Here is a 22,037-nt window from a genome sequence, read left to right as displayed (position 1 = left end):
TCCTCCTGAACCCGCGGCGCGCGCTCCTGCACCCGCGGTGGGGGCTACGGCGCCGGTGCGACGTCCGGGACCGGCGTCGGCCACTCCTCGTCCCACCGCCGGTCCGCCTCCAACTGCGCGGCCAGGGACACCAGAAGCGGCTCGCTGCCCGCCGGACCGAGCAGCTGCGCGCCCACGGGCAGCCCGCCCGGGGTGCGCCCCGCGGGCACGTTGACGCCCGGCCAGCCCAGGACGTTCCACGGCCACGCGTACGGGCAGGCGGCGATCATCGCCCGGTCGGTCCGCCAGCCGTTCATCGCGGCCAGCGTGCCGACGCGCGGCGGGGGAGCGGCCGTCGTCGGGGCGATCACCACGTCGTACGTCGAGAACACCGCGCCCACCCTGCGGTGCAACGCGGCCTCCGCACGGCGCGCCAGGCGCAGCGGCGCGCCGCCCAACACCCGCCCCATGCGCGCCGCTTCCCGCGTGCGCGGGTCCAGGAGGGCGATGTCCGGCACGCTGTGGGTCCACTCCGCGATGCCCGCCGTCGCGCGCGGCACGAACGCGAGGCCGATCTGCCCGTAGCGCGGATCGGCCTCCGCCACGTCGTGCCCGAGCGCGGCGAGCCGCCCCGCGAGAGCCACCACGCGGTCCCGCACCACCGGGTGCAGCTGCTTGGACGTCGCCGTGAACGGCATCCGCAGCGACAGCGCGATCCGCAGCCGCCCCGGATCACGGGTCGCGGCCTCGGCGGCCCGCACGGCCGGTGGCCGGTGCAGGTCGCCCTCGTGGTTGCCGCTCGCCGCGTCCAGGAGCAGCGCGGCGTCCTCGACCGTCCTGGCGAGCGGGCCGTTGACGGTGATGCCCTGGAACGCCTCGGGCCAGGGCCAGGTCGATATCCGTCCCCGCTGCGGCTTGATCCCCACGAGATGTGTCCAGGCGGCGGGGATCCGCACCGACCCCGCGCCGTCGGAGCCGAGCGCGGCGGGGACGAGTCCCGCGGCGACCGCCGCCGCCGAACCGCCCGACGAACCACCGGGGGTATGACCGGTGTTCCACGGATTGCGGGTGTCACCGAACCCCGGCCCCTCCGTGAACGGCCACTGCCCCAGCTCGCACGTGTTGGTCTTGCCGACCAGCACGGCCCCGGCCGCCCGCAGCCGCCGCACCGCCTCCGAGTCCGCCGTCTTCGGCGGGAAGTCGCCCCTGCACCCGAACGCGGTCGGCTCACCCGTCACGTCCATGTCGTCCTTCACGGCCAGCGGCACCCCGAGCAGCGGCCGCGAGGCGCCGCCGCCCGCCGCCAGTTCCCGGTCGGCCGCGTCCGCCTCGGCGAGCGCGGCCTCGGCCCGCACCAGCTTGAAGGCGTTGAGGACGGGCTGCGACGCCTCGATCCTGGCCAGCGTCCGCTCGGTCAGCGCACGCGAGGTCACCTCTCCCTCGGCCAGCGCGCGGGCGGTGCCCGCCAGGCCTTCGGCACGGTCGACAGTCATGGGGGACACCTTCGCTCGACGGTCGGGTGCCCGAGGTTAACCGGCGAGTAGCATCGCGCGGAACGGGGGAGCGGGACAACACGGAACGCGGGGAGGGGAGTTCACACCGGGGCGGCCACGACCCCACCACCCGCGGGCCCGCTCCACCGCCCGCCCGAGTACGCCCCGACGCCGTCTGCGAAGATGCCCAGGACATGGTGCAGATACCGAAGCAGCAGCCCGCGCAGCGCTCCGTGCCGACGAGCGCCGACGTCGCCCGCCTGGCGGGAGTCTCCCGCGCGACCGTCTCGTACGTCCTGAACAACACCAGCGCCGTCCGCATCAGCGAGCCCACGCGCCGCCGCGTCCACGAGGCGGCCAGAGAACTCGGCTACGTCCCGCACGCCGCCGCCCGCAGCCTGCGCGCCGGGCACAGCCGCATGGTGCTCATGCCCACGCCGGAGATCCCGATGGGCCCGCTCTTCAGCCAGTTCTTCAACGAACTGCAGTGGGCGCTCAGCCGCCTCGACTACACCGTCGTCCAGTACGCCAGCCTCGGCCTGACCGGCGAGGACGCCGCCCGCGCCTGGGCGGAGCTGCGCCCGGTGGCCGTCCTGGCCCCCGACGCCTCCGCGCTCAACGCGCGCGGCGTCAGCGTCCTGAAGCGCTCCGGCGCCAGGGCAGTCTTCACCCTCGGCCCGCACCGCGTCGAGGGCGCACACGCCCTGCTCATGGACGGCCGCAGGGTCGGCGAGGCCGCCGCCCTGCACTTCCTGGCCCGCGGGCGGCGCCGCATCGGCGTCGTCGTCCCCGAGGAGCCGGGCCTGGAACACTTCTCGCATCCCCGCCTGGAAGGGACCCGCCAGGCGGTGGAGAGCGCACGCACCACCGACGCCTCGGTCACCGAGCTGCCGCTCGCCTACGACGAGGAGTCTGCGGCGCGGCTCGCGGCGCGCTGCCGCGCCCTGGGCATCGACGCCGTGTTCGCCTACAACGACGAGTACGCCATGCTCCTGATGCGCGCCTTGCAGGACGAAGGCGTCGCCATCCCCGACGAGACCGCCGTGATCGGTACGGACGACCTGATGCTCGGCCGACTCCTCAGGCCCCGCCTCAGCACCGTCCGCATCGAGCTGCCGTCGGGCCGCGGCCTGGCCGAACTCGTCGACCGCGTGGTGCGCGACCCCGGCGCGGAACCCGAGGTGCACGACGTGCTCGGAGCGGACGTCGTGCACCGCGAGTCCAGCTGACGGCGGCGGCAGCGGCCCCTTGGCCCGCCGCGGCGCCTACTCGCCCTGCTGCTTGGCCTGCTCCTCGGCGACCTGCCGGCGCACGTCGTCCATGTCCAGGTTCCTGGCCTGGCCGATGACGTCCGTCAGGGCGGCCTCGGGCAGCGCGCCGGGCTGGGCGAACACCGCCACCTGGTCGCGGACGATCATCAGCGTCGGGATGGACTGGATGTTGAAGGCCTGGGCGAGCTCCGGCTGGGCCTCCGTGTCGACCTTGGCGAACACCAGGTCGGGGTTGGCCTCGGCGGCCTTCTCGTAAACGGGGGCGAACTGCTTGCAGGGCCCGCACCACGACGCCCAGAAGTCGATCAGGACAAACCCGTTGTCCGTGACGGTCTGGTCGAAGTTCTCCTTGGTGAGCTCCACGGTGGCGCTGCTCATGGTGTGTCCCTACTTCCTGTGTCTGGCGTGGCCGCTGTGCACAACGGCCGATCGTGCGTACGTATTCCACCTGGTCGCACGCGCGGACGGGGCCGCGCGCACATCGGCGTGTTCCGCGCGCGTACCCGTGTGGCCACGCCGCACACCTGCCGACAGACTGTCCTCATGACGGATGCCATCACGTACGACGTAGTAGTCATCGGAGCGGGTCCTGTGGGGGAGAACGTGGCGGACCGCGCCCGCGCCGCCGGGCTCAGTGCCGCGATCGTGGAGAGCGAGCTCGTCGGCGGCGAGTGCTCCTACTGGGCCTGCATGCCCAGCAAGGCCCTGCTGCGCCCCGTGATCGCCCGCGCCGACGCCCGCCGCGTCCCCGGACTGCGCCAGTCCGTGCAGGGCCCGCTCGACGCCCCGGCCGTCCTCGCGCACCGCGACGACTACACCTCGCACTGGAAGGACGACGGCCAGGTCGGCTGGCTGGAGGGCGTCGGCGTCGACCTGTACCGGGGCCAGGGCCGCATCGCGGGCGCCCGCGAGGTCACGGTCACCGGCACGGACGGCACCGTGCGCACCCTGCGGGCCCGTCACGCGGTCGCGGTCTGCACCGGCACCCGTGCCGGCCTGCCCGGCCTGCCGGGGCTCGCCGACGTCGCGCCATGGACCAGCCGCGAGGCCACCAGCGCCGATCACGTGCCCGGCCGCCTCCTGGTGGTGGGCGGCGGCGTCGTCGCCGTGGAGATGGCCACCGCCTGGCAGGCCCTGGGATCACACGTGACGGTGCTCGTACGGGGCGATGGACTGCTGCCCCGCATGGAACCGTTCGCCGGCGAGCTGGTGCGGGAGGCCCTCACCGAAGCGGGCGCCGAGGTCCGCGCCGGCGTCTCGGTCACCGAGGTGCGCCGCGAGAACGGCACCGTCACGGCGACCCTGGACGACGGCTCCACGCTCCAGGCCGACGAGATCCTCTTCGCCACCGGCCGCGCCCCGCGCACGGACGACATCGGCCTGGAGACCATCGGCCTCGAACCCGGCTCCTGGCTGCCGGTCGACGAGAGCCTGCGCGTCGAGGGCAGCGACTGGCTGTACGCGGTCGGTGACGTGAATCACCGCGCGCTCCTCACCCACCAGGGCAAGTACCAGGCCCGCATCGCCGGCGCCGCCATCGCCGCCCGCGCCCAGGGCCTCCCGCTCCTGGAGTCCGACCGCTGGGGCGCCCACGCCGCCACCGCCGACCACGCCGCCGTCCCGCAGGTCGTCTTCACCGACCCCGAGGCGGCCTCCGCGGGCCTGACCCTCGCCGAGGCGGAGGCGGCGGGCCACCGCGTCCGCGCCGTCGACTACGACATGTCCGGTGTCGCCGGCGCGGGCCTGTACGCCGACGGCTACCGAGGCCGCGCCCGCATGATCGTCGACCTGGACCGCGAGATCCTCCTCGGCGTCACGTTCGTCGGCCCGGGCGTCGGTGAACTCATCCACTCGGCGACGATGGCGGTCGCAGGCGAGATCCCCCTGAACCGCCTGTGGCACGCGGTGCCCGCGTACCCGACGATCAGCGAGGTGTGGCTGCGGCTCCTGGAGACGTACCGCTCCTGACCTCGCGCGGTCCGCAGGAGCGGGACCGGGCCGGACCAGGACACATCAGCAGCCCGGGCTTACGTACTCGGCGTCCTGGACCCGGACGCGTGGCCGCCCGAGGTGGCGTCCCCCACCGTGCGCCGGGGCGGGGGAGGCGCCTGAACGCCGGTCCGCGGACCGCCCGGCCAGGGCGTCGCCCCCGCCCGTCCACGTACCCTGACGCCGTGACCAAGCACACGGGGGTCGGCGTGAGTACCGACGCGATGATCGAGGACCTCAGGACGCTCGTCGAGATCGAGTCGCCCTCGCGCGACGCCGAGGCGCTGACGCGCTCGGCCGAGGCGGTTGCCGGGATCATCGAGAACCGGCTCGGCGGGCGGGCCGCCCTCGTCGAGAGCGCGGCGGGGCCGCACGTGCACTGGTCGGCCGGCGGCGACCCGCGCGTGCTGATCCTGGGCCACCACGACACGGTGTTCCCGCTCGGCACCCTCGAACGGCGCCCCTTCACGGTCCGGGACGGGCACGCGACCGGCCCCGGCGTCTTCGACATGCTGGGCGGCCTGGTGCAGGCGGTGCACGGCCTGGCCGCCCTGGAGGACCGCTCCGGCGTGGAGATCCTGGTGACCGCGGACGAGGAGGTCGGATCCCGGTCCTCCCGCGAGCTCATCGAGGAACGGGCCCTCGCCTGCGGCGCCGTCCTGGTGTTCGAAGGAGCCGCCGACGGCGGAGGCCTGAAGACCGGCCGCAAGGGCTGCGGCACGTTCGAGGTCACCGTCACCGGCCGCGCCTCGCACGCGGGCCTCGAACCCGCGGCGGGGATCAACGCCCTGGTCGAAGCGGCCCATCAGGTCCTGGACATCGCGGCGCTCGGCCGCCCCGAGATCGGCACGACCGTCACCCCGACCGTCGCGTCCGCGGGCACCCTCGACAACGTCGTGCCCGCGGCGGCCACCATCGTCGTCGACGTCCGAGTGGAGTCGCCCCAGGAGAAGGAGCGCGTCGAAGCCGCCTTCGCGGCCCTGGTCCCGCATCTCGACGGCGCGCAGCTCACGGTCGGCGGATCCGTCGGCCGGCCCCCGATGCCCGAATCGGCGGCGGCGGAACTCTTCGCGGTGGCCCAGCGGCTGCTCCCCGGTGTGAAGGCCGAGGCGGTCGGCGGCGGCAGCGACGGCAACTTCACGGCCGCGCTCGGGGTGCCGACGCTCGACGGCCTCGGGGCGGTCGGCGGCGGCGCCCACGCCGACCACGAGTACGTCGTGGTCGACGCGATGGCCGAGCGGGCGAACCTGGTCACCGGCCTCGTACGCGCCATCCAGGGCAGGGAACAGGGCGTGGACGGCCCGCCGCATCGTCCTGCGGTGTGAGCGCCGGCACCGACGACACCACCCGAGCCCCGTGTGCCGCGGTGATCCTCCACGCCGGATAGCGTGGCCGCATGGGAGCCCAGCCGCCCGAAGCGGTGAACGAACCGACGGACCCCGACGTCGACCTGACCATCCCCGCGCAGCGCGACGAGCTCACGCGCGGCCAGTGGCAGGTCCTCGCGGCGGTTTCCGTGGGCGGCGGCACCGGCGCCGTGGCCCGGTACGCGGCCGCCGAGCTCTGGCCGACGGCAGTCGACGGATTCCCCTGGACCACCCTCGTGGTGAACGCCGTGGGCTGCGCGGCGATCGGCGTCCTCATGGTGCTGGTCAGCGAGGTGCGGACGGCGCACCGACTGGTGCGTCCCTTCCTCGGCACGGGCGTCCTCGGCGGCTTCACCACGTTCTCGACGTACGCGGTGGACATCGAGCGCCTGGTGCGTGACGGCCACGCCCGCACGGGCCTGGCCTACCTGGCCCTGACGCTGCTCGCGGCGCTCGCGGCGGTGTGGGGCGCCGCACGGACGACGCGCCGCGCGGTGGCGTGGAGGCGCGCGTGAACTGGCTGCTCGTCATCGCCGGCGGGATGATCGGCGCCCCGCTCCGCTACCTGACCGACCGGGCCGTACAGGCACGGCACACCACCGACTTCCCCTGGGGCACCTTCACCGTGAACGTCGTGGGCAGCCTGGTCCTCGGCGTGCTCACCGGCGCGGTCATGGCGGGCGCCACGTCCTCGCACACCCAGCTGTTCCTCGGCACGGGCCTGTGCGGGGCGCTCACCACCTACTCGACCTTCTCCTACGAGACCCTGCGGCTCGCGGAGGGCGGCACGAGGTTCTACGCGGTGGCCAACGCGCTGGGAAGCGTCGTGGCGGGCCTCGGCGCGGCCTTCGGGGGGATGGCCGTCGCCGAGGCCCTGTGGCCCTGACGCCGCCGGGCCCGCGGGGTCGGCGGGGCCGACGGCGTCGGGCGATCGGGGCTGGCTCAGCGCTTCAGCGCCGCCGAGACCTCGGCCGACCACTGCCAGGGCGCCGCCGTGCCGCCGGGTTCGGAATCGAAGTACTCCCAGCCGGCCACGCCGCCGAAGCCGGGGTGCTTCGCGGCGAGCGCGCCCAGCGTCGCCTTGAGGGGCGCCATGTCGACGAATCCACTGCCACCGTTGGCCGGTGAGGTCAGCGTGCCTGCCACCACCTTGTCCGCCGGAATCAGCCCACGGGCGATGACGGCGTCGTAGTCGGACGCCGAGTCCATCGCTCCCCAGCCGTTTTAGAACTGCGCGTTGAACCACGCGATGTCGCCGCCCCTGCTGCGATACAGGGCGTCGTAGTCGAAACCGGAGAGATTGCCGCCGCCGCTCAGAGCACTGCCGACCGGTGCGAGAGTAATGAGGAATGCGGCGCCGAAGTCGGCGCGCAACGCACTGATGACACGTTCGATTCCCGCCAACGACATGTGCTCCTCGACATCGAGGTCGACGCCGTCGAGCTCGTACTCCCGGATGAAGTCACGCAACAGCGGGTAATACGTGTCGAATTCGGTGTCGAGCCGCGTGAAGCTGCCGGGGGCGGCTCCGCCGATCATCGCCAATGCGTGCACGCCCTGATCGCAGTCGCCGCAATTCTTACGGGGGCTTGCTGGAAATGGCTAGGGAGAGACGGCACTAAAGCGCATTAGTTGTTCAGCGTGCTCGGCGTGCTCGACCCGGTCAGTGCGGTCAGTGCGGGGTGAGCGCGTAGCGCAGCAGTGCGACGCCGTTGCCGAACGTCCGCGTCTCCGTCAGCCGCAGCTCGGCCCGCACGTCCGCCGCCTGGAACATGGACTTTCCGCGCCCGATCAGCACCGGATGGACGTAGACGTGGATCTCGTCGATCAGCCCGAGCCGCAGGAAGGACGCGGCGAGATCGGCGCCGCCGAGGGCGAGATCGCCGTGCGCGTTCTTCTGGAGCGCGCGGATCTCCTCGGGCACCACATCACGCAAGATCGTGGTGTTCCAGCCCGCGTGTTCCAGGGTCCGTGAGAACACGTACTTGGGCATGTCGCGCCAGATTCCCGCGAACTCCCGCATCGGCCCGGTGCTCTCCGGGTCGGCGTCGGCGGTCGGCCAGGCCTCGGCCATCAGCTCCCAGGAGACGCGGCCGTCCAGGAACGCGCCCATGGCCGCCGCCTCCTCATTGAAGTGGCGGTGCAGCTCGTCGTCGACCAGATGCCAGTCGAGCTCCCGGTCCGGACCCTCCATGAAGCCGTCAAGGGACACGGACATCGCCCAGATGATCTTTCGCATGGCGCTCCTCACGGTCGTTCCCGCGGTCGCGGTCGCCGTCACCGCTGGCGTTGCTGTCGGCATGGCGGCCGAGGCTCTCGTGGGGAGTGACGATACGGGCGGATCGGGCGCTGTCGGGAGGGACGCGTCGGGGAAGGGACGCGTCAGGGAGGGGACGTGTCGGGGAGGGGACGGCCACCCGGCTGCCCCCTCCCCGAACTGCTTCCCTTGCTGTCGCCTCACACCTGTGCCTTGTGACGCCTGGGCCTCACACGTGTGTGAAGTCCCCGCTCAGCGCGGCGGCCATGCGCAGGTGCGGTGCCGCGTCGGCCGCACGGCCCTGGCGCTCCAGCGTGCGCCCGAGCATGAGCCGGGCGTAGCTCTCGGCCGGGTCGATTTCGAGTACCTTGCGCAACTCGGTCTCCGCGCGCACGAGTTGTGCCGAGTGGTAGTAGGCGCGGGCGAGCAGCAGACGCGGGGCGACCTGCTCGGGCACCTCGTCGGCCAGGCCGTCGAGGACGCGCGCCGCCGTCGCGTACTCCTTGGCGCCGAAGAACAGCTGTGCGCGCTCCCAGCGCTCCGCCGCCGTCCCGTGGTCGTAGTAGGTCATCTCCATTGTCTGCCTCACTGTCTGCCTCCTTCGTGGCCTGTAACGACGTCGGTTAGTTGAATATTCCACGATGGATGGTCCGGGCTGGCGGCCCGGAGGCGGGATGCCGCAGGGTGCTCCCCGGCGGGGCGCGTCGGAACCGGTGGCGGGTAGGTGGCTGCCGCCGGGTGCCGCGCGGGGCTAGGTTGTGCGACATGAGCAATCTTGATCGCGAAGCGGTCCCGTCCCTGTGCGGCGGCCGAGGGTTCGTCGTCGCGGAACCGGTACGGGAACTCCTCAGCCCCCGGCGGGTCAAGCTCGGCGAGTCCACCGAGGTCCGCCGACTGCTGCCCAACCTCGGGCGGCGCATGGTCGGCGCCTGGTGCTTCGTCGATCACTACGGCCCGGACGACATCGCCGACGAGCCCGGCATGCAGGTGCCGCCCCACCCGCACATGGGCCTGCAGACCGTCAGCTGGCTGCACGACGGGGAGGTGCTGCACCGCGACTCCACCGGCAGCCTGCAGACCGTCCGGCCCCGCGAACTGGGTCTGATGACCTCGGGCCGGGCCATCTCCCACTCCGAGGAGAGCCCCAAGTCGCACGCCCGCCTCCTGCACGGGGCTCAGCTGTGGGTGGCCCTGCCCGACAGCGACCGGCACACGGACCCGCACTTCGAGCACCACGCGGAGCTGCCGCAGGTCACGGCGTCCGGCCTGACCGCGACGGTCGTCCTGGGCGCCCTGGACGGTACGGCCTCGCCGGGCACGACGTACACGCCGATCGTCGGCGCGGACCTCGCACTGTCCCGCGGCGCGGACGTACGCCTCCCCTTGGAACCGGACTTCGAGTACGCGGTCCTGTCGATGTCCGGCGAGGCGCACGTCGACGGGGTACGGCTCCTGCCCGGCTCGATGCTCTACCTGGGCTGCGGCCGCACCGAACTCCCGCTGCGCGCCGACTCGGACGCGGGCCTGATGCTCCTGGGCGGCGAGCCGTTCGAGGAGGAGCTGGTGATGTGGTGGAACTTCGTCGGCAGGTCGAACGAGGACATCGCGCAGGCCCGTGCGGACTGGATGGACGGTGCGCGCTTCGGCGAGGTGAAGGGGTACGACGGCGGTCGCCTCTCTGCGCCGGCTTTGCCGTCCGTGCCGCTGAAACCGCGAGGGCGCGTGCGCTGACCAGCTCTGTTGCTGTCGTCGCGGATACGGGCCGGGGTGGTCCGGGGTGTCCTGAGCGCACGATGCGCCAGCTCGGCCCGCTCTTCGGGATCGCCTCGGCCACGCTCCGCCGGGCCATCCGGCGTCTGGGTCCGCTGCTGTCGCTGGAGCCGGTCACGCGGCCGGTCGCCGACGTGGACCGGTTGTGGATCGTGGACGGCCCTCTGATCCCTGCACGCGACCGCGCCGTCGGTCCCTCATCGAGGAACTGCCGGTTCTCGGTGCTCCGGCCTTCTTGAGCCGCCGTCAGGAGATGAGGCCGCAGGCCAAACGAGACGAAGGCGTCGTGGAGTTCGAGGCGCCGTTCTCATCGGACGGCGAGGCGTTTGAACTCGTGGAGCAGGGCGAAGGTTTGCTCGACGACGTAGCGGAGTTCGCCCAGGCCCTTGATGTTCGCGGCTTCCTTGCGGGAGATCACCGGCGGGGTCCCGCGGCGGCGCAGCTCCTGGCGCACGGCGCAGGATTCGTACGCCTTGTCTCCCAGGATGAGCTCGGGCCGTGGTCGAGGTCGGCCGGGGCATCTGGCGACGGGCTGGATGCCGTCCACGAGGTGGAGGGTCTGGGTGATGTCGGCGTCGGCGGCGGTCGTGATGACGTGGAGCGGGGTGCCGCGCCCGTCGCAGATCAGGTGGTGTTTGCCGCCCGTCTTCCGCAGGTCGACCGGCGACGGACCAGTCGCGGCTCCCCTTTTTTCGCGCGGATGTGGGAGCCGTCCACGCACGCGCGAGACCAGTCGAGGTCGCTGGCCGCGTTCGGTTTCGCAAGCGGGACGAGGTGCAACTGGTCGCACACCCCGGCCTGTTGCCAGCGTTCCAGACGCCGCCGGCCGGTCTGATTGGAGCCGAACCCCAGTTCCAAGGGCAGGAGATGCCAGGTGATGTCCTGGTGCAGGACGTACTGGATGCCCTGCAGGCACAGCCGGTCGTGCACCGGTCTCGGCCCGGGTGAACGCTTGTGCCTGGGTGGCAGCAACGGTTCGATCGGCGCCCACAAGCCGTCATCCACGATCCACGGCCGAGTTGCTGCACCCACCGAACAGTCAGATCGTCACGACAGTCAAGTCTGACCAGAGCACTTCAAAAAGGTCCTGTTACGCGCTCTGAACGATGGACGGAGACTATTTCCATGCTCGCTCTACGGTGACGGAGTTGGATACGGTCTCGACGCCTGCTGGCAATTCGAAGGCGCACTCTTCTTGCAAATTGGCCATCAGCTCCTGTTCCTGCTGGTTGGTGACCTTCAGGTAGTACATCGCGCGCTTGGAGTGGAGCTCAGATTTCTGGATGTCGCGCGTCGTGGTGTAGGTCCTTGCCGCCTGGCCCGGCTTGATCGGATCCTTCGGGCAGTAGATGGTGTGCTCGGTACCCGGGTCTCCGAAGTTGTCTAGTTGAGCGACCAGGTAGTACTTCGTCCCAGCAGGCGGCGGGCAGTTCAGCTTGGCCGTGGTCTGAAAGGTGGCTCCCGCTTGTTCCGGCGCGCTCAGCTCGACGGCCGGGAACTGACAGCTGCTGCTCGGCGTCGGGCTCCCAGGGGAAGTGCTCGCCCCAGTCGCACCTTCTCCACCGGAATCGTCGTCACGGGTGGCGAGGTAGGCGGCAACGACGGTCGCCACAGCCGCTATCACAGCAGCGATCACTACCTGCCACGAGCGCAGTCGAAGGCGGCGGCGAGGTTGCGGCCGCTGGAAAGCGGGATCCATAGGTGCCCCCTGTGTCGGATCGGATGCAGAGGGAGACGGCGTGCTCATCACCGCAGTTCCCTGCAAGCGGAATGGGTTCCAGGCGTATATAAGGGGGGTCTCTCCTGGCCGTCTCTCCGCGTAGCGAACGTAGTACGTGGTTGCTCGGACCCTTTGCGTTTTCCGTAGCGACGTTCGGCCAGCTCTGGCCAAACTTCGCCTGTTGAGCCTGAACTCGTGGTGTCGTCAGGGTGTGAGTCATTGGCCTCGCCTCGTCAGGCGATCTCCCGTGAATCCCCTGATGCTGCGGGAGTGTTGGCTGTGTTCCGATGTGCGTGAGTCATGCCTAGGGGGCGAGTCGGCGGCCCCTAGGCATCAGCGCCGCGAGGCCGGGCCCTGGGTAATGAGTTGTCCGGGGTATCACCTCTGGTTGGGGTTTTCCAGGAGCCGACGGTGGAGTTCTGTCGTCATCGCATGGATCGCCCGGGTCAGTTCCGTATTCGTCTTGAGTTCCAATTCCTGTTTGACGAAGTCGTGGTCGGCTTTTGCCTGTTGGAACTCCGCCTGCCGGTTCTGGCCGATCATGACGAAGGTCGACAGGAAGATTGCTTCGAGGGACACGACCAGGGTGAGTGTGGGCCACGGATTGGACTCCACGAACAGTATCCACAGCAGGAAGATGATCGCGTGGAGGTAGACGAAGGTCATCGAACCGGCGAACTTGGTGATCGCGTCAGCGATGCGGAGCTGGGCGTCGCTCGCCCTTCGGGACCGATGCGCGGCCACGACGGGATGGTGTCGGTGCGCGACCGTTTCGTCGTCCGTCATCTGGATGCGCCTACTTCCTCAAGGGGGCGATGTCGAGCGCTGGAGGTGCATGGTGCCACTCCGGTGGCTCCGGGACGAGGCTCGAGCCGCCGGGACGTGGTCTCCATATGGACGCTTGCTGCGGCCCCGGACGTCGGCCGCTCCCCTTCTTTAGGGCCGGTTGGCCCCCCGGGGGCGGTCCTTCGGCCCAGAGCAGAGCACCGGCCGCGGCGGGAGAGTGAAGAGAGCACCGTACTTGCAGTGGCGGCGCAGGGGAGGACGAGGTAGCTATGGCGGTTCACGGTCACGCGAGAGGGCGAGCCGGTCCCCGGTTCCTTTCGCGCAGCAGGACCCTACCCTCGGCCGCGGAGGCGAGACTCGCGGCAGCGGCCCGCCCGTGGTGGACAGCGACGACCGGCCCTGGGCATGGTCTCCGGTAGCGACTTGCTACGCGATCGGTCGGGTGAGGCGCGTCCCCTGGAGAAGGGGCCCAGGTTGCACGTCCAGACCGAAGGCGTCCTGGAACGGTGCGAGGGCCCCGGGGGCTCTGACCATTGGGCCGGTCAGTTGATGTCCAGGCCCGCTATCACGGCACATGTGGAGGACACGGTCGTTGCTGGCGCGCGGGTGAGGGCACGGCACAGCGTCGAGCGTCTGCCGGTGGTCGATGTGGAGGGCCGTCACGTCGGGATCATGCCCCGGCGGGACCTGTTGCAGCTCTTCCTGAGACCGGACGCGCATCTGCGCCCGCGATGTCATGAGTGATGTGCTGGACGAGGAACTGGAGGACGTCGCGGACGCCTGGATCCATAAACTCTGAGGATGAGGGGCCTGATATGGCACCGCAAGTACTCGTTGCGTACGGGACGAAGAACGGCTCGACTGGGGAGATAGCGGAAGCCATCGGTGAGGCCCTGCGCGCTCACGGGATGGAGACAAAGGTGCGTGCCGCGTCCGAGGCCGGGGACGTGGGTCCGTACGACGTGGTGGTGCTGGGTGGGGCGCTGTACACGGGACGTTGGCACGGTGACGCGGTCCGGTTCGCGCGCCGGCATCGCGCTGCGCTGCTGGACCGAACGGTGTGGTTGTTCAGCAGCGGCCCGCTCGACGCATCGGCCGGCGAGCGGGAGATCCTGCCGGTGCGGGGCGCCCGGCGGGCGTTGGTGCGGCTCGATGCCCGGGGGCATGTGACCTTCGGCGGCAGGCTCGAAGCCGGGGCGCGGGGCCGTATGGCGCGGACGATCGTCCAGTCCGGGCGCGGTGGGGACTTCCGCGACTTCGCGCGTATATCGGCCTGGGCGACGGAGGTCGCGCACGAGGCTGCCAGGGAGGTGCGGGTGTGATGACAAGGGCACGAAGCAGGGTGACGTGGCGGAGGTTCACGTGGCAGTCAGTGCCGGCTGGCGAGGGTGCCATGCCTGAGGGGAGCCGTCCATGTCTGCCGTGAGCACGCTCCTCAGCGGTCTCGGGGCTGAGTATCGTGACCGGTTGGCGGACCTCGGGCGCGAAGTGACCTTTCCGGCGCGGGCGCGCCTGTTCAACGAGGGACAGCACGCCGACCGGTTCTGGATCATCCGCTCCGGTGCGGTCGCCCTCGACCTGCACGTTCCGGGACGGACGCCGGCCGTGATCGAGACCTTGGGGTCGGACCGGCTTGTCGGCGTGTCATGGCTGGTCGCGCCGTACACGTGGCAGCTGGGGGCGACTGCCGTGCGGCCGGTGAGTGCCGCGGAGTTCGACGCCGTAGCGGTGCGCCTCAGGTGCCGCAGCGACCCGGAGCTCGGTGCGGCCGTGGCACTGTGGGCCGCACAGGTACTGCACCGTCGTCTGCACGCGTCCAGGGTTCGTCTGCTGGATCTGTACGGTCCGGCCGGCAGCGGGCCGTTACGCTGACCGGCGGTGGTTGACCAGGAGGGTTCAACAAGCCGGCACCGGAGCGGGATGGGGGCGACGAACGCGTCTTCTCAGTCGAGTCCCCGATCCGGCTCTCGGACAGCGACGGCATCAGCCACGACGCTGATCTGTGGTAGGGCGGAACACCGTCGAGCGTCTGATCAACAAGCTCAAGGCGTGGAGAGGTATCGCCACCGGGCTGGTCCTCGTGCCTGCTGGGGTGTCGGCACAGAGGGCCCACCGCACGGCCGTGTCCTGCCGTGCGGTGAGACTCCGACCGCTGCCTGGTGATCCACTGAAGCCTCTCACCCCAGCTGCTGGAGAGTTCCGGCTCCGCTCCCCGAGCGTGGACGAGCACGTGGAGGTTCTCGGGCCGGGCGTCGGCCCGGATCTTCGGCCGTGGAACCCTCGTTGCAAGATCGACGACGGGACAGCCGCTGTCATGGACTGCCTGATCGGAGCGGACAGGTCGGACGGTACTCACGCCACCTTCTCGATCATCGACCACAGCGGCGGGTGCTTTGGCGCCAACATCGCCCTGCCCGGCATCGACCCGCGCGCACTCGTAAGCCAGGTGTGGGCCCGGTTCCGCGGGTGGGCTATTGCAGTTCGGGCCGCACGATCGCGGACGAGAGATAGGTGTGGCGCGCGGCGATCCGGCGGCCGGTGATCCGGGTGGGGATGATCACGATCCAGAGGTTGCGGTCGCCCCCCGCCCACGGCAGTGAGTGCGCTCTCTGGTCCAGCAGACACACCTGGGCGGGGTCTGCGACCGCACGTGCCGTGCCTGCCAGCAGGACGCTCCACCCCTGGCTGAGTGCGTCGTCCATGCGGTCCACCTCGAAGGCGACCCGGTTTCCCGCGGCGGACGCGGGAAGGGCGTTCGGAGCAGTCCGGTAGGCGACGGCATCTTCCAACAGGATGTAGTTGACCGGCAGGATGACGGGCCCGTCGGGCGTGGACAAGCCCACTCGCCCGATGCCGTGCGTGCCCAGCAGCCGACGGCACTCCCCGACACCCAGTTCGGTGAACTGCGGACGGTCGGGCGCTCTTCCGGTGCCGGGCGGGAGATCTGCCGTGCGGCCTGCCAGTTCGGCCACCGTTGTCTCCAGCGCGTTGGCGAGGCTGGTCAGGAAGCCGATACCCGGGGACGTGATGGACTGTTCCTCCACGTATCTGATGTATCCGGGCACCGAGCCGCATCGCTCCGCCACGTCCTGGCGGGACAGGCCGAGTTGCTCTCGACGCCACGACACGCGTCGACCCATGTCACCCTGCGGGGTGTGGGGCGCGGGGGCGGCGGGGCCGGGCGCTGAGGTGGGGGACATGGGACAGCCTCCTGGTCGTCGGCCGGAGGAGCTGCTCCGGCAGGGGAGCGGAGTTCGCGTCGGCGTCGGCTGTGCCGGCGCGCGGCGGTCGCGCGTGGTCAGGCGTGTGGCACCACGGGCACCGCGGTCGCCGAGTGGTGCAGCACCGCGTACGGGACGGAGCCGGTGTGCGCGCTGAGGTCCGCCCGGTGCGCCTTGCGACCCACGACGAGGAGACCGGCACTGCGTGACGCCGCCTCGACGAGGTCGTGCGCGGGGTGACCGAGTAGGCATCGCTCGGTGACGGCGTCGGTGGGGAAGTTCTCCCGCCGGGGCGCCACAATCTCCGCGAGGAACTCGTCCCTCACCGCGGCCAGTTCGGTCTGGGCCGACAGCGTTGCGTCCGTCGGATCGTCGTCGGTTGCCACAGTGGGGTCCGGGTGCCGTGTCCGGAGAGCCTCGGCCGCCGACTGCGTTCCGCTGGCAGGCCAGAGTGGCTTCCTGGCGCCGGTGAACGTGGCGCGCATCCCGGGTGACGGGTCCCGGATGTGGAGCAGCCGAAGCGGCAGCCGTCGCTGCGAAGCCTCACCGGCGGCCCACTCGGCGGCCGCCGGACTCTCGCGTGAACCATCGATGCCTGCGGTCACGGTGCGGGACATTGGAGCCTCCTGACTTGGTCGCTGTCGGGATGTCCCCACTCTCCCCGTGTCATGGGCGCGTGCAGCAGGGGCCATTGGTCCCTCACCGTCTCCAACCGGCCCCGGCCCCGGCCCTTGACCTGAGCCGGGGACGGTCGAAGGCGTGCATCACCGTTCGTGCAGCGGCAGCGAGCAGCTCGTGCCCGGGGCGAGGGACACCGTACGAGTGGGAAGCCTGATGTCGATCGGCGATCGCTGAGAGGCGGGCGCGCTGATGGAGAGCTCTCCGGCCCGCACCTGCACGGTGACCCCCTCATGCCCCTGATAGCACACGGAGAAGCCGTATTCGGAGAGTCGCGGCAGCGAGACGGGGTCGAGCCACAGGGCTCCGTCCCGCGTCTCGAAGCCGGTGAGTCCGCGCTGGACCAGGTCCAGGGTGCCGGCCATGGCGCCGAGATGGATGCCCTCTTCCGTGGTGCCGCCCTGGACGTCGGCGACATCGCCCGCCAGCACCTCCTCGACGTACGTCCAGGCGTCCTCGCGCCGCAGGCGGGCCAGCACCCAGCCGTGCACAAGACCGCTCAGGGTGGAGCCGTGACTCGTACGCCGCACGTAGTGGTCGACGGTCCTCGCCCACATCGCGTCGTCCAGTTCGTAGCCCAGTCGGGCGAAGATCTGGCGCAGTTCGGACGGTGAGAAGAGGTAGGCGAGCATGAGGACGTCGGCCTGTTTGGAGGCTTGGTAGCGGTTGACCGTGTCGCCCTCCGCCTCCAGGATCCGGTCGAGCCTGCGGATGTCGCCGTAGTGGGCCCGATAGGCGCTCCAGTCGAGCTCGGCGAGTGCCCCGTACCCCTCGAACTGGCTGATGACTCCGTCGTGGAAGGCCACCCGCAGCTTCCGTGACACCTCGTACCACCGGACCAGTTCGTCTTCTTGGAGACCGGTGCGCTCGCGGAGTTCGTCCTGGCGCGCCTGTGGCAGTGCACGCACCACGTCGAGTGCGCGGGCGAGTACCCAGGCGGCGGTGACGTTCGTGTAGGCGTTGTCGTCCAGACCGGGCGTCGAAGATCCGGGGTAGGCGTCGTGGTACTCGTCGGGGCCGACCACGCCGAGGATTCGGTACCGGCCGGTCCTGTCGTCGTAGGTGGCGAGATCCGCCCAGAAACGGGCGATCTCCGTCAGCATCTCCACCCCCTTGGTGTGCAGGAATTCGGTGTCTCCGCTGGCCTCGCAGTACTGCCACACGTTGTAGGCGATCGCCGAACCGACATGGTGCTGGAGTCGTGAGTGGTCGGGCAGCCATCGTCCGGAGCGGGGGTTGAGATGCACCAGCTGCGTTTCCTCGCGGCCGTCGCTCCCGCTCTGCCACGGGTAGAGGGCACCGGCCCGGCCGGCGTCGGCGGCTTCGTTCCGTGCCTGTTCGAGGCGCCGGTGACGGTAGGTGAGCAGGGCGCGGGAGACCTGGGGAAAGTGCAGGTTCATATATGGCAGGACGAAGAGCTCGTCCCAGAAGATGTGGCCCCGGTACGCCTCCCCGTGCAGGCCGCGGGCCGGTACGCCGACATCGAGGTCGGCCGTGTGGGGGGAGAGCGTCTGCAGGAGGTGGAAGAGGTGCAGGCGCAGGATGCCGCCCGACTTCCCCGGTACGTGCAGCTCCGCGCTGTTCCACAGGCGCAGCCAGGCCGCGCGGTGCGAGAGGAGGAGCGCCTCGAATCCCGGTGCCCGGTCTGCCCTGTCCACGGCGGCGTGCAGTGGATCGCTGATGGCGGGGTCGCGTGAGGTGTGCAGAGCCACGACCTTGTCGACGGCGGTCGGCTGGCCGGGTGCGAGGGAGAGGCGCAGGACCTGGGTGACCCGCAGGGCGCGAGGGTCGGTGTGGCGGTGTTCGACGGGGCCGTCGGCGGTCATCCGGCCGGCCATGGCGACGCGGATCGCGGACGTACGGGTGCGACAGGTCAGCCAGGCGGAGTCCGGTGTGCCGCGCCCGGTGCGGACGTCTGTGAGGTGGTGGCCGTCGAGCTGCCGGTAGCGGGCGACGCCGTCGTTGGCGACCGCCCCGTCCAGGGCCGCCTCGACCTCCACGCTGCCTGACCATCCCTCAGCGGTGAACACGGTGCGCAGCGCGGCGAGATGCGGGTCCGCCATGTGAACGAGTCTCAGCTGTCGCACGGACAGCACCCGGTCGCCGCCGACCGAGTAGCGCATGGTGCGTTCCAGGGTTCCTGCACGCAGATCCAGGCGTTGGTGGAAATGGAGCAGCGCTGTGCTGCCAGGCGTGAGCCACGGCGTGTCCGTGCTCTTCGCGTCGATCCTGAAGCGCAGGGGGAGCCAGTTGGGCAGGTTGACGATGTCCTCGTTCTCGACTTGACGGCCGGACACGGTGGAGGTGAGCCGGTCGTAGCAGCCGGCGGCGTACGTGCCGGGGTAGTGGGCCTCGCCGGCCGGGTACTCGGGCGCGGCGCCGCGGGTGGCGAAGTATCCGTTGCCCAGCGTGCACAGTGCCTCGCGCAGGCGTTCCGACGCCGGGTCGTAGCCGTGGTACTCCCAGGTCCATCCCGTCATGGCTGGACCTCCCCGCCGTCGTCGAAGAGTTCGGCCAGATCCGTGACCACGAGGTCGGCACCGTGTCCCAGCAGTGCGGCCCCCGTCCCCGGGCCCGCGGTACGGTCCACGCCGATCACGAGGCCGAACCCGCCGCGGCGACCAGCCTCGACCCCCGCCAGGGCGTCCTCCACCACTGCGATGTGCTCCACCGGGGTGCAGAGCCTGCGGGCCGCCTCCAGGAACAGAGCGGGATCCGGCTTGCCCGGCAGCTCCAGCCGGGCCGCCTCGGCGCCTTCCACCAGGGCCACGAAGAGCTCGAACACCCCCGCGCCTCGCAGCAGTTCGCCCGCGTGACGGGACGCGGAGACGGCGGCCATCGGCACGCCTCGGGCGTGCAGTACCCGTAGAAGCCGGACCGTTCCGGGATACGCCTCGATGCGGCCCTGGCGCAGGCGCTCCACGAAGAGCTGCTCCTTGTGGGCGGCGACCGCCCCCACGGTGCCGGTTCCCGGGAGGTCGCCGGGACTGCCTGCGGGGAGCCGCAGCTTTCGCGAGGCGAGGAACGAGGCGGCGCCGTCGAGGCGTGATCTGCCGTCCACGTAGCGCAGGTAGTCAGAGGGGAGATCGAAGAGCCTTTCGGGCCCGGGGCCCTGTGACCGGTGTGCGCGCAGGCATGCGTCGAAGGCCGTCTTCCAGGCTTCGGCGTGGAGCCGCGCGGAGTCGGTGATGACGCCGTCGGTGTCGAAGACAACGGCTCTCACATCTCGCAGTACGGGGAGGCGCGTACGGTCCGGAGCGGACGCCTGACGTCGATCGGCGGCAACGCGGCCGGGGTGGGCGGTGGCGTCGCCGCGCGGGTTCTCCGCTGTGGTCCGCGGGTGTGCGGTCATGACGGTTCTCCTGTGATCGGCGGCCCTGGGCGCTCGCGAGGCAGGAACGGCTGGCTACGCGAGGGATCGATGGGCGCTGGTGGCGGAGCGGCGGGGTGGCGGCGGGTCAGAGGAGCCAGCGGTGTCGGCGTACGAGGGGCAGCCGTGCCCAGGCGCCGCCGAGCCCCCAGGCGCGCCCGGCGAGTGACACGGCGAGCAGGACGAGGACGGCTGCGTACAGCACGTGGTAGTCGATGAGCGGATTCGTCGACATGCTGGGCGAGCCGTCGGAAAGGTGCTGGGCCGGAGGCCATTCCGCCACCCACATCAGGGCCATCATGGCCGTTCCGGCGAGTGCCGCGAGCCGTAGCGCGACGCCGCCGGCCAGGGCGACGCCGACGCCCAGCAGGCCGAGCATGAAGGCCCAGTCCGCCCAGACATCGCCGGCCCAGGCATGGAAGGTGCCCTCCATCGGGCCGGCCGAGACGCCGCTCAGGAAGCCCGTCGTCGGGGAACCGCCGTCGAGCCAGCCCTTGCCATGCCCGGTCGCGTAGCTCAGACCGAAGGTCTTGTCGAAGAACGCCCAGAGGAAGGTGAACGCGGTGAGGATGCGCAGTACGGCGGCGGTACGTGAGAAAGCGAGGGTGGACGCGGCCGCTTCGTCGGCCGCCGCACCTTGCGCCGGGGTTATGCGGGAAGCGGGGAAGCGGATGCCCGTGTGTCGTCGGGGGCGTTGGTGCAGTGCCATGGTGTCCCGCCCTTGCTCGTGTCATGCGACATGGGTGCGCCCGTCCAGACTGTCCGCCGGTCCGGGCGCCGGGACCGGTCCGGTCGGCCCTCGGGCACCCGCCGAAGGTCCCTGCCCGGCGGGCCGGTCGGGGCAGGTCCAACGCAGCGGGCCCCGCACGAGGTGGAGCGAGGCGGCCCTCCTCGCCCCGCGCGCCACATCGCGGGCGCGGTTGCCCGGCCGGTTGCCGTTGGCAGACCGCCCGTCCTCTGCCCTGTCCGCCGGCCGGTATGGCGGGCAGGGCAATTGTTCATCGGCGCGTATCCGTCGGACACGGCGACAGCCGGACGGCGAGCGCCCGGTCAGACGTGTGGCACGACGACCACCGGGCACCGGACGTGGTGCAGCGCCGCGTGGATCGTCGGCCCCGTGAACGGGCCGGAGCGGGGCCGGTCGCGCCGGCCGAGGACGAGGAGCCCGGCATCGGAGGCGGCGTGCAGCAGCAGGCTCTGCGCACGGCCCCGGAGCGCTGCGATCGTCACCGCTGTACGGGGGTACTTTGCCCGCCACGGCTGCACCAGCACGCCGAGGGCCGACTCGTGCTCCGTGGCCGCCTCACGGCCGCCCTCGGCGCCGCGGCCCGTTGCCGCGATCGAGGGCGGTCGGTATCCGTGCAGGATGTGCACGGCGGCGCCGCGCGACTGCGCCGTCTCGAAAGCGAAGGCGATGGCCTCCTCGCCGGGGTGCGCCAGGTCGATCCCGAGCAGCACATCGCGGTACGGAGTCTCCGTTGAGCTGTGACCTTCTGCGTTCAACTGGTGTGCGTCCGCAGCTTGTTCGCCCGCCCGCACGAGGGCGACGGGGATCGCGGACCGCGCCGTGAGGCTCAGGCCCACCGATCCCGCGAGGTAGCCGGTGAAGCCGTTGAGCCCTCGTGAGCCCAGCACGAGAAGAGCGCCCTGCGACGAGGCCTCCAGGAGCACGTCCGGAGCGGGCCCGGGAACCTGCGCTTCCTCGACTCGCAGGTGCGGATACAGGGATCCGAGGTGAACGCGGGCCTCGCGCAGGATGCGCTGCGCCCACTGGCGCTGGCTCGTCGTCGAGGGGACGGCGGTGGAGGGATGTGGGGACCATGCCCAGGCGTGGACGAGACGCAGTGCCGTGTCGCGGCGCTGCGCCTCCCGCGCTGCCCAGCCGGCGGCGGCCAGGCTCTCGGGGGATCCGTCGATGCCGACGATGACGGGACGGAGCATGATGCTCGCCTCCTGTTGGGTGTGGCTCTGCACAGACTCGTTCGGTTCGCACAGGTTCGTTCGGTTCGACCCTCGCACCGGCGGCCGTGACACAAGAGAGGCCACCCGGCGTCGGGGCGGGGCCGAACGGCCCCTCTGCCGCCGCCCGTCGCGGCGACCACGATGGGCGGCAGCGCGAGGCCGTCCGTGGTCGTC

At 71.2% G+C, this 22,037-nt stretch carries 25 protein-coding genes and 1 pseudogene; 10 read left to right on the top strand and 16 right to left on the bottom strand.

All coding sequences use genetic code 11. The features are described 5' to 3' along the window. Positions 1-44: 44 nt before the first annotated feature. Positions 45-1,472: an amidase gene (locus ACZ592_RS25315; RefSeq protein WP_471583899.1), complete on the bottom strand. Its 1,428-nt coding sequence runs from the start codon at positions 1,470-1,472 to the stop codon at positions 45-47. Between the two features lie 194 nt (positions 1,473-1,666). On the opposite strand from ACZ592_RS25315, the gene ACZ592_RS25310 reads away from it, so the two are divergent. Beyond that, positions 1,667-2,701: a LacI family DNA-binding transcriptional regulator gene (locus ACZ592_RS25310; protein ID WP_471583898.1), complete on the top strand. Its 1,035-nt coding sequence runs from the start codon at positions 1,667-1,669 to the stop codon at positions 2,699-2,701. A 36-nt stretch (positions 2,702-2,737) separates the two neighbouring features. Here the strand turns inward: ACZ592_RS25310 and trxA are convergent, their stop codons facing one another. Continuing rightward, positions 2,738-3,121, bottom strand: coding sequence for a thioredoxin (gene trxA / locus ACZ592_RS25305; protein ID WP_471583897.1), 384 nt, complete (start codon positions 3,119-3,121; stop codon positions 2,738-2,740). Between the two features lie 165 nt (positions 3,122-3,286). Here trxA and ACZ592_RS25300 point away from each other — a divergent pair, with 165 nt between their 5' ends. From ACZ592_RS25300 to crcB (ACZ592_RS25285), 4 genes are all read left to right on the top strand, one after another. After that, positions 3,287-4,711, top strand: coding sequence for a dihydrolipoyl dehydrogenase family protein (locus tag ACZ592_RS25300; RefSeq protein WP_471583896.1), 1,425 nt, complete (start codon positions 3,287-3,289; stop codon positions 4,709-4,711). 245 nt (positions 4,712-4,956) lie between these two features. After that, positions 4,957-6,057, top strand: a complete 1,101-nt coding sequence (locus tag ACZ592_RS25295; RefSeq protein ID WP_471583990.1) for a M20 family metallopeptidase — start codon at positions 4,957-4,959, stop codon at positions 6,055-6,057. 71 nt (positions 6,058-6,128) lie between these two features. Next, a complete protein-coding gene (gene crcB, locus ACZ592_RS25290; RefSeq protein WP_471583895.1) occupies positions 6,129-6,614 on the top strand; it encodes a fluoride efflux transporter CrcB in 486 nt (161 codons plus the stop codon). Continuing rightward, positions 6,611-6,985 (top strand): fluoride efflux transporter CrcB, encoded by a 375-nt coding sequence (crcB, locus tag ACZ592_RS25285; protein WP_471583894.1) that lies wholly within the window; start codon positions 6,611-6,613, stop codon positions 6,983-6,985. The genes crcB (ACZ592_RS25290) and crcB (ACZ592_RS25285) overlap by 4 nt, the downstream gene beginning before the upstream one ends. Positions 6,986-7,041: 56 nt before the next feature. Here the strand turns inward: crcB (ACZ592_RS25285) and ACZ592_RS25280 are convergent, their stop codons facing one another. From ACZ592_RS25280 to ACZ592_RS25265, 4 genes are all read right to left on the bottom strand, one after another. Beyond that, positions 7,042-7,308 (bottom strand): hypothetical protein, encoded by a 267-nt coding sequence (locus ACZ592_RS25280; protein WP_471583893.1) that lies wholly within the window; start codon positions 7,306-7,308, stop codon positions 7,042-7,044. A 15-nt stretch (positions 7,309-7,323) separates the two neighbouring features. After that, on the bottom strand, positions 7,324-7,653 hold the full coding sequence (locus ACZ592_RS25275; RefSeq protein ID WP_471583892.1) for a glycoside hydrolase family 18 protein: 330 nt from the start codon (positions 7,651-7,653) through the stop codon (positions 7,324-7,326). Between the two features lie 118 nt (positions 7,654-7,771). Beyond that, on the bottom strand, positions 7,772-8,338 hold the full coding sequence (locus tag ACZ592_RS25270) for a dihydrofolate reductase family protein (RefSeq protein WP_471583891.1): 567 nt from the start codon (positions 8,336-8,338) through the stop codon (positions 7,772-7,774). A 247-nt stretch (positions 8,339-8,585) separates the two neighbouring features. Next, a complete protein-coding gene (locus ACZ592_RS25265; RefSeq protein WP_471583989.1) occupies positions 8,586-8,933 on the bottom strand; it encodes a tetratricopeptide repeat protein in 348 nt (115 codons plus the stop codon). Between the two features lie 188 nt (positions 8,934-9,121). Here ACZ592_RS25265 and ACZ592_RS25260 point away from each other — a divergent pair, with 188 nt between their 5' ends. Together ACZ592_RS25260 and ACZ592_RS25255 are read left to right on the top strand one after the other, a co-directional pair. Further along, positions 9,122-10,087, top strand: a complete 966-nt coding sequence (locus ACZ592_RS25260; RefSeq protein WP_471583890.1) for a pirin family protein — start codon at positions 9,122-9,124, stop codon at positions 10,085-10,087. A gap of 59 nt (positions 10,088-10,146) precedes the next feature. Continuing rightward, positions 10,147-10,347: pseudogene (locus ACZ592_RS25255) on the top strand (IS5/IS1182 family transposase); the annotation flags it as partial. Positions 10,348-10,433: 86 nt separating this feature from the next. Here ACZ592_RS25255 and ACZ592_RS25250 read toward each other — a convergent pair. The 4 genes from ACZ592_RS25250 to ACZ592_RS25235 all read right to left on the bottom strand — a co-directional run bounded on the left by ACZ592_RS25250 (position 10,434) and on the right by ACZ592_RS25235 (position 12,632). Continuing rightward, positions 10,434-10,847, bottom strand: a complete 414-nt coding sequence (locus tag ACZ592_RS25250; protein ID WP_471583889.1) for a transposase — start codon at positions 10,845-10,847, stop codon at positions 10,434-10,436. Further along, positions 10,751-11,131: a transposase gene (locus ACZ592_RS25245; RefSeq protein ID WP_471583888.1), complete on the bottom strand. Its 381-nt coding sequence runs from the start codon at positions 11,129-11,131 to the stop codon at positions 10,751-10,753. The genes ACZ592_RS25250 and ACZ592_RS25245 overlap by 97 nt, the downstream gene beginning before the upstream one ends. A 112-nt stretch (positions 11,132-11,243) precedes the next feature. Then, the gene (locus ACZ592_RS25240; protein WP_471583887.1) at positions 11,244-11,738 is read right to left on the bottom strand and encodes a hypothetical protein; all 495 of its coding nucleotides are present in this window, start codon (positions 11,736-11,738) and stop codon (positions 11,244-11,246) included. A 486-nt stretch (positions 11,739-12,224) separates the two neighbouring features. Then, complete coding sequence (locus ACZ592_RS25235) at positions 12,225-12,632, bottom strand: DUF1003 domain-containing protein (protein WP_471583886.1); 408 nt, start codon at positions 12,630-12,632, stop codon at positions 12,225-12,227. Between the two features lie 405 nt (positions 12,633-13,037). Here ACZ592_RS25235 and ACZ592_RS25230 point away from each other — a divergent pair, with 405 nt between their 5' ends. From ACZ592_RS25230 to ACZ592_RS25220, 3 genes are all read left to right on the top strand, one after another. Beyond that, entirely contained in the window at positions 13,038-13,376 is a 339-nt protein-coding gene (locus tag ACZ592_RS25230; protein WP_471583885.1) for a CBS domain-containing protein, read from the top strand. Positions 13,377-13,447: 71 nt separating this feature from the next. Beyond that, on the top strand, positions 13,448-13,954 hold the full coding sequence (locus ACZ592_RS25225; RefSeq protein WP_471583884.1) for a flavodoxin domain-containing protein: 507 nt from the start codon (positions 13,448-13,450) through the stop codon (positions 13,952-13,954). Between the two features lie 91 nt (positions 13,955-14,045). Next, the gene (locus ACZ592_RS25220; protein WP_471583883.1) at positions 14,046-14,504 is read left to right on the top strand and encodes a Crp/Fnr family transcriptional regulator; all 459 of its coding nucleotides are present in this window, start codon (positions 14,046-14,048) and stop codon (positions 14,502-14,504) included. A 599-nt stretch (positions 14,505-15,103) separates the two neighbouring features. Here the strand turns inward: ACZ592_RS25220 and ACZ592_RS25215 are convergent. From ACZ592_RS25215 to ACZ592_RS25190, 6 genes are all read right to left on the bottom strand, one after another. Next, positions 15,104-15,832 (bottom strand): helix-turn-helix domain-containing protein, encoded by a 729-nt coding sequence (locus tag ACZ592_RS25215; protein ID WP_471583882.1) that lies wholly within the window; start codon positions 15,830-15,832, stop codon positions 15,104-15,106. Between the two features lie 98 nt (positions 15,833-15,930). Further along, a complete protein-coding gene (locus ACZ592_RS25210) occupies positions 15,931-16,470 on the bottom strand; it encodes a universal stress protein (protein ID WP_471583881.1) in 540 nt (179 codons plus the stop codon). 147 nt (positions 16,471-16,617) lie between these two features. Then, positions 16,618-19,011, bottom strand: coding sequence for a glycoside hydrolase family 65 protein (locus tag ACZ592_RS25205; protein ID WP_471583880.1), 2,394 nt, complete (start codon positions 19,009-19,011; stop codon positions 16,618-16,620). Continuing rightward, positions 19,008-19,883 (bottom strand): HAD family hydrolase, encoded by an 876-nt coding sequence (locus ACZ592_RS25200; protein WP_471583879.1) that lies wholly within the window; start codon positions 19,881-19,883, stop codon positions 19,008-19,010. The genes ACZ592_RS25205 and ACZ592_RS25200 overlap by 4 nt, the downstream gene beginning before the upstream one ends. 106 nt (positions 19,884-19,989) lie before the next feature. Beyond that, a complete protein-coding gene (locus ACZ592_RS25195; protein WP_471583878.1) occupies positions 19,990-20,610 on the bottom strand; it encodes a hypothetical protein in 621 nt (206 codons plus the stop codon). Positions 20,611-20,951: 341 nt separating this feature from the next. After that, the gene (locus tag ACZ592_RS25190) at positions 20,952-21,842 is read right to left on the bottom strand and encodes a universal stress protein (RefSeq protein ID WP_471583877.1); all 891 of its coding nucleotides are present in this window, start codon (positions 21,840-21,842) and stop codon (positions 20,952-20,954) included. Positions 21,843-22,037 lie beyond the last annotated feature (195 nt).

It is taken from the genome of Streptomyces sp. NPDC040622 (assembly GCF_055593965.1).
The sequence above is the reverse complement of the archived record's forward strand: the minus strand, read 5'-3'. Positions and strand labels throughout refer to the sequence as shown.

What these genes read in the sequence shown, in the direction of transcription:
- ACZ592_RS25225 (WP_471583884.1), top strand. Translation starts at nt 13,448, where the DNA reads ATGGCACCGCAAGTACTCGTTGCGTACGGGACGAAGAACGGCTCGACT.
- ACZ592_RS25310 (WP_471583898.1), top strand. Translation starts at nt 1,667, where the DNA reads ATGGTGCAGATACCGAAGCAGCAGCCCGCGCAGCGCTCCGTGCCGACG.
- ACZ592_RS25205 (WP_471583880.1), bottom strand. Translation starts at nt 19,011, where the DNA reads ATGACGGGATGGACCTGGGAGTACCACGGCTACGACCCGGCGTCGGAA.
- ACZ592_RS25230 (WP_471583885.1), top strand. Translation starts at nt 13,038, where the DNA reads ATGGTCTCCGGTAGCGACTTGCTACGCGATCGGTCGGGTGAGGCGCGT.
- trxA (WP_471583897.1), bottom strand. Translation starts at nt 3,121, where the DNA reads ATGAGCAGCGCCACCGTGGAGCTCACCAAGGAGAACTTCGACCAGACC.
- crcB (WP_471583895.1), top strand. Translation starts at nt 6,129, where the DNA reads ATGGGAGCCCAGCCGCCCGAAGCGGTGAACGAACCGACGGACCCCGAC.
- ACZ592_RS25270 (WP_471583891.1), bottom strand. Translation starts at nt 8,338, where the DNA reads ATGCGAAAGATCATCTGGGCGATGTCCGTGTCCCTTGACGGCTTCATG.
- ACZ592_RS25195 (WP_471583878.1), bottom strand. Translation starts at nt 20,610, where the DNA reads ATGGCACTGCACCAACGCCCCCGACGACACACGGGCATCCGCTTCCCC.
- ACZ592_RS25315 (WP_471583899.1), bottom strand. Translation starts at nt 1,472, where the DNA reads ATGACTGTCGACCGTGCCGAAGGCCTGGCGGGCACCGCCCGCGCGCTG.
- ACZ592_RS25210 (WP_471583881.1), bottom strand. Translation starts at nt 16,470, where the DNA reads ATGTCCCGCACCGTGACCGCAGGCATCGATGGTTCACGCGAGAGTCCG.
- ACZ592_RS25300 (WP_471583896.1), top strand. Translation starts at nt 3,287, where the DNA reads ATGACGGATGCCATCACGTACGACGTAGTAGTCATCGGAGCGGGTCCT.
- ACZ592_RS25190 (WP_471583877.1), bottom strand. Translation starts at nt 21,842, where the DNA reads ATGCTCCGTCCCGTCATCGTCGGCATCGACGGATCCCCCGAGAGCCTG.
- ACZ592_RS25260 (WP_471583890.1), top strand. Translation starts at nt 9,122, where the DNA reads ATGAGCAATCTTGATCGCGAAGCGGTCCCGTCCCTGTGCGGCGGCCGA.
- ACZ592_RS25200 (WP_471583879.1), bottom strand. Translation starts at nt 19,883, where the DNA reads ATGACCGCACACCCGCGGACCACAGCGGAGAACCCGCGCGGCGACGCC.
- ACZ592_RS25215 (WP_471583882.1), bottom strand. Translation starts at nt 15,832, where the DNA reads ATGTCCCCCACCTCAGCGCCCGGCCCCGCCGCCCCCGCGCCCCACACC.
- ACZ592_RS25235 (WP_471583886.1), bottom strand. Translation starts at nt 12,632, where the DNA reads ATGACGGACGACGAAACGGTCGCGCACCGACACCATCCCGTCGTGGCC.
- ACZ592_RS25220 (WP_471583883.1), top strand. Translation starts at nt 14,046, where the DNA reads ATGTCTGCCGTGAGCACGCTCCTCAGCGGTCTCGGGGCTGAGTATCGT.
- ACZ592_RS25280 (WP_471583893.1), bottom strand. Translation starts at nt 7,308, where the DNA reads ATGGACTCGGCGTCCGACTACGACGCCGTCATCGCCCGTGGGCTGATT.
- ACZ592_RS25295 (WP_471583990.1), top strand. Translation starts at nt 4,957, where the DNA reads ATGATCGAGGACCTCAGGACGCTCGTCGAGATCGAGTCGCCCTCGCGC.
- ACZ592_RS25265 (WP_471583989.1), bottom strand. Translation starts at nt 8,933, where the DNA reads ATGGAGATGACCTACTACGACCACGGGACGGCGGCGGAGCGCTGGGAG.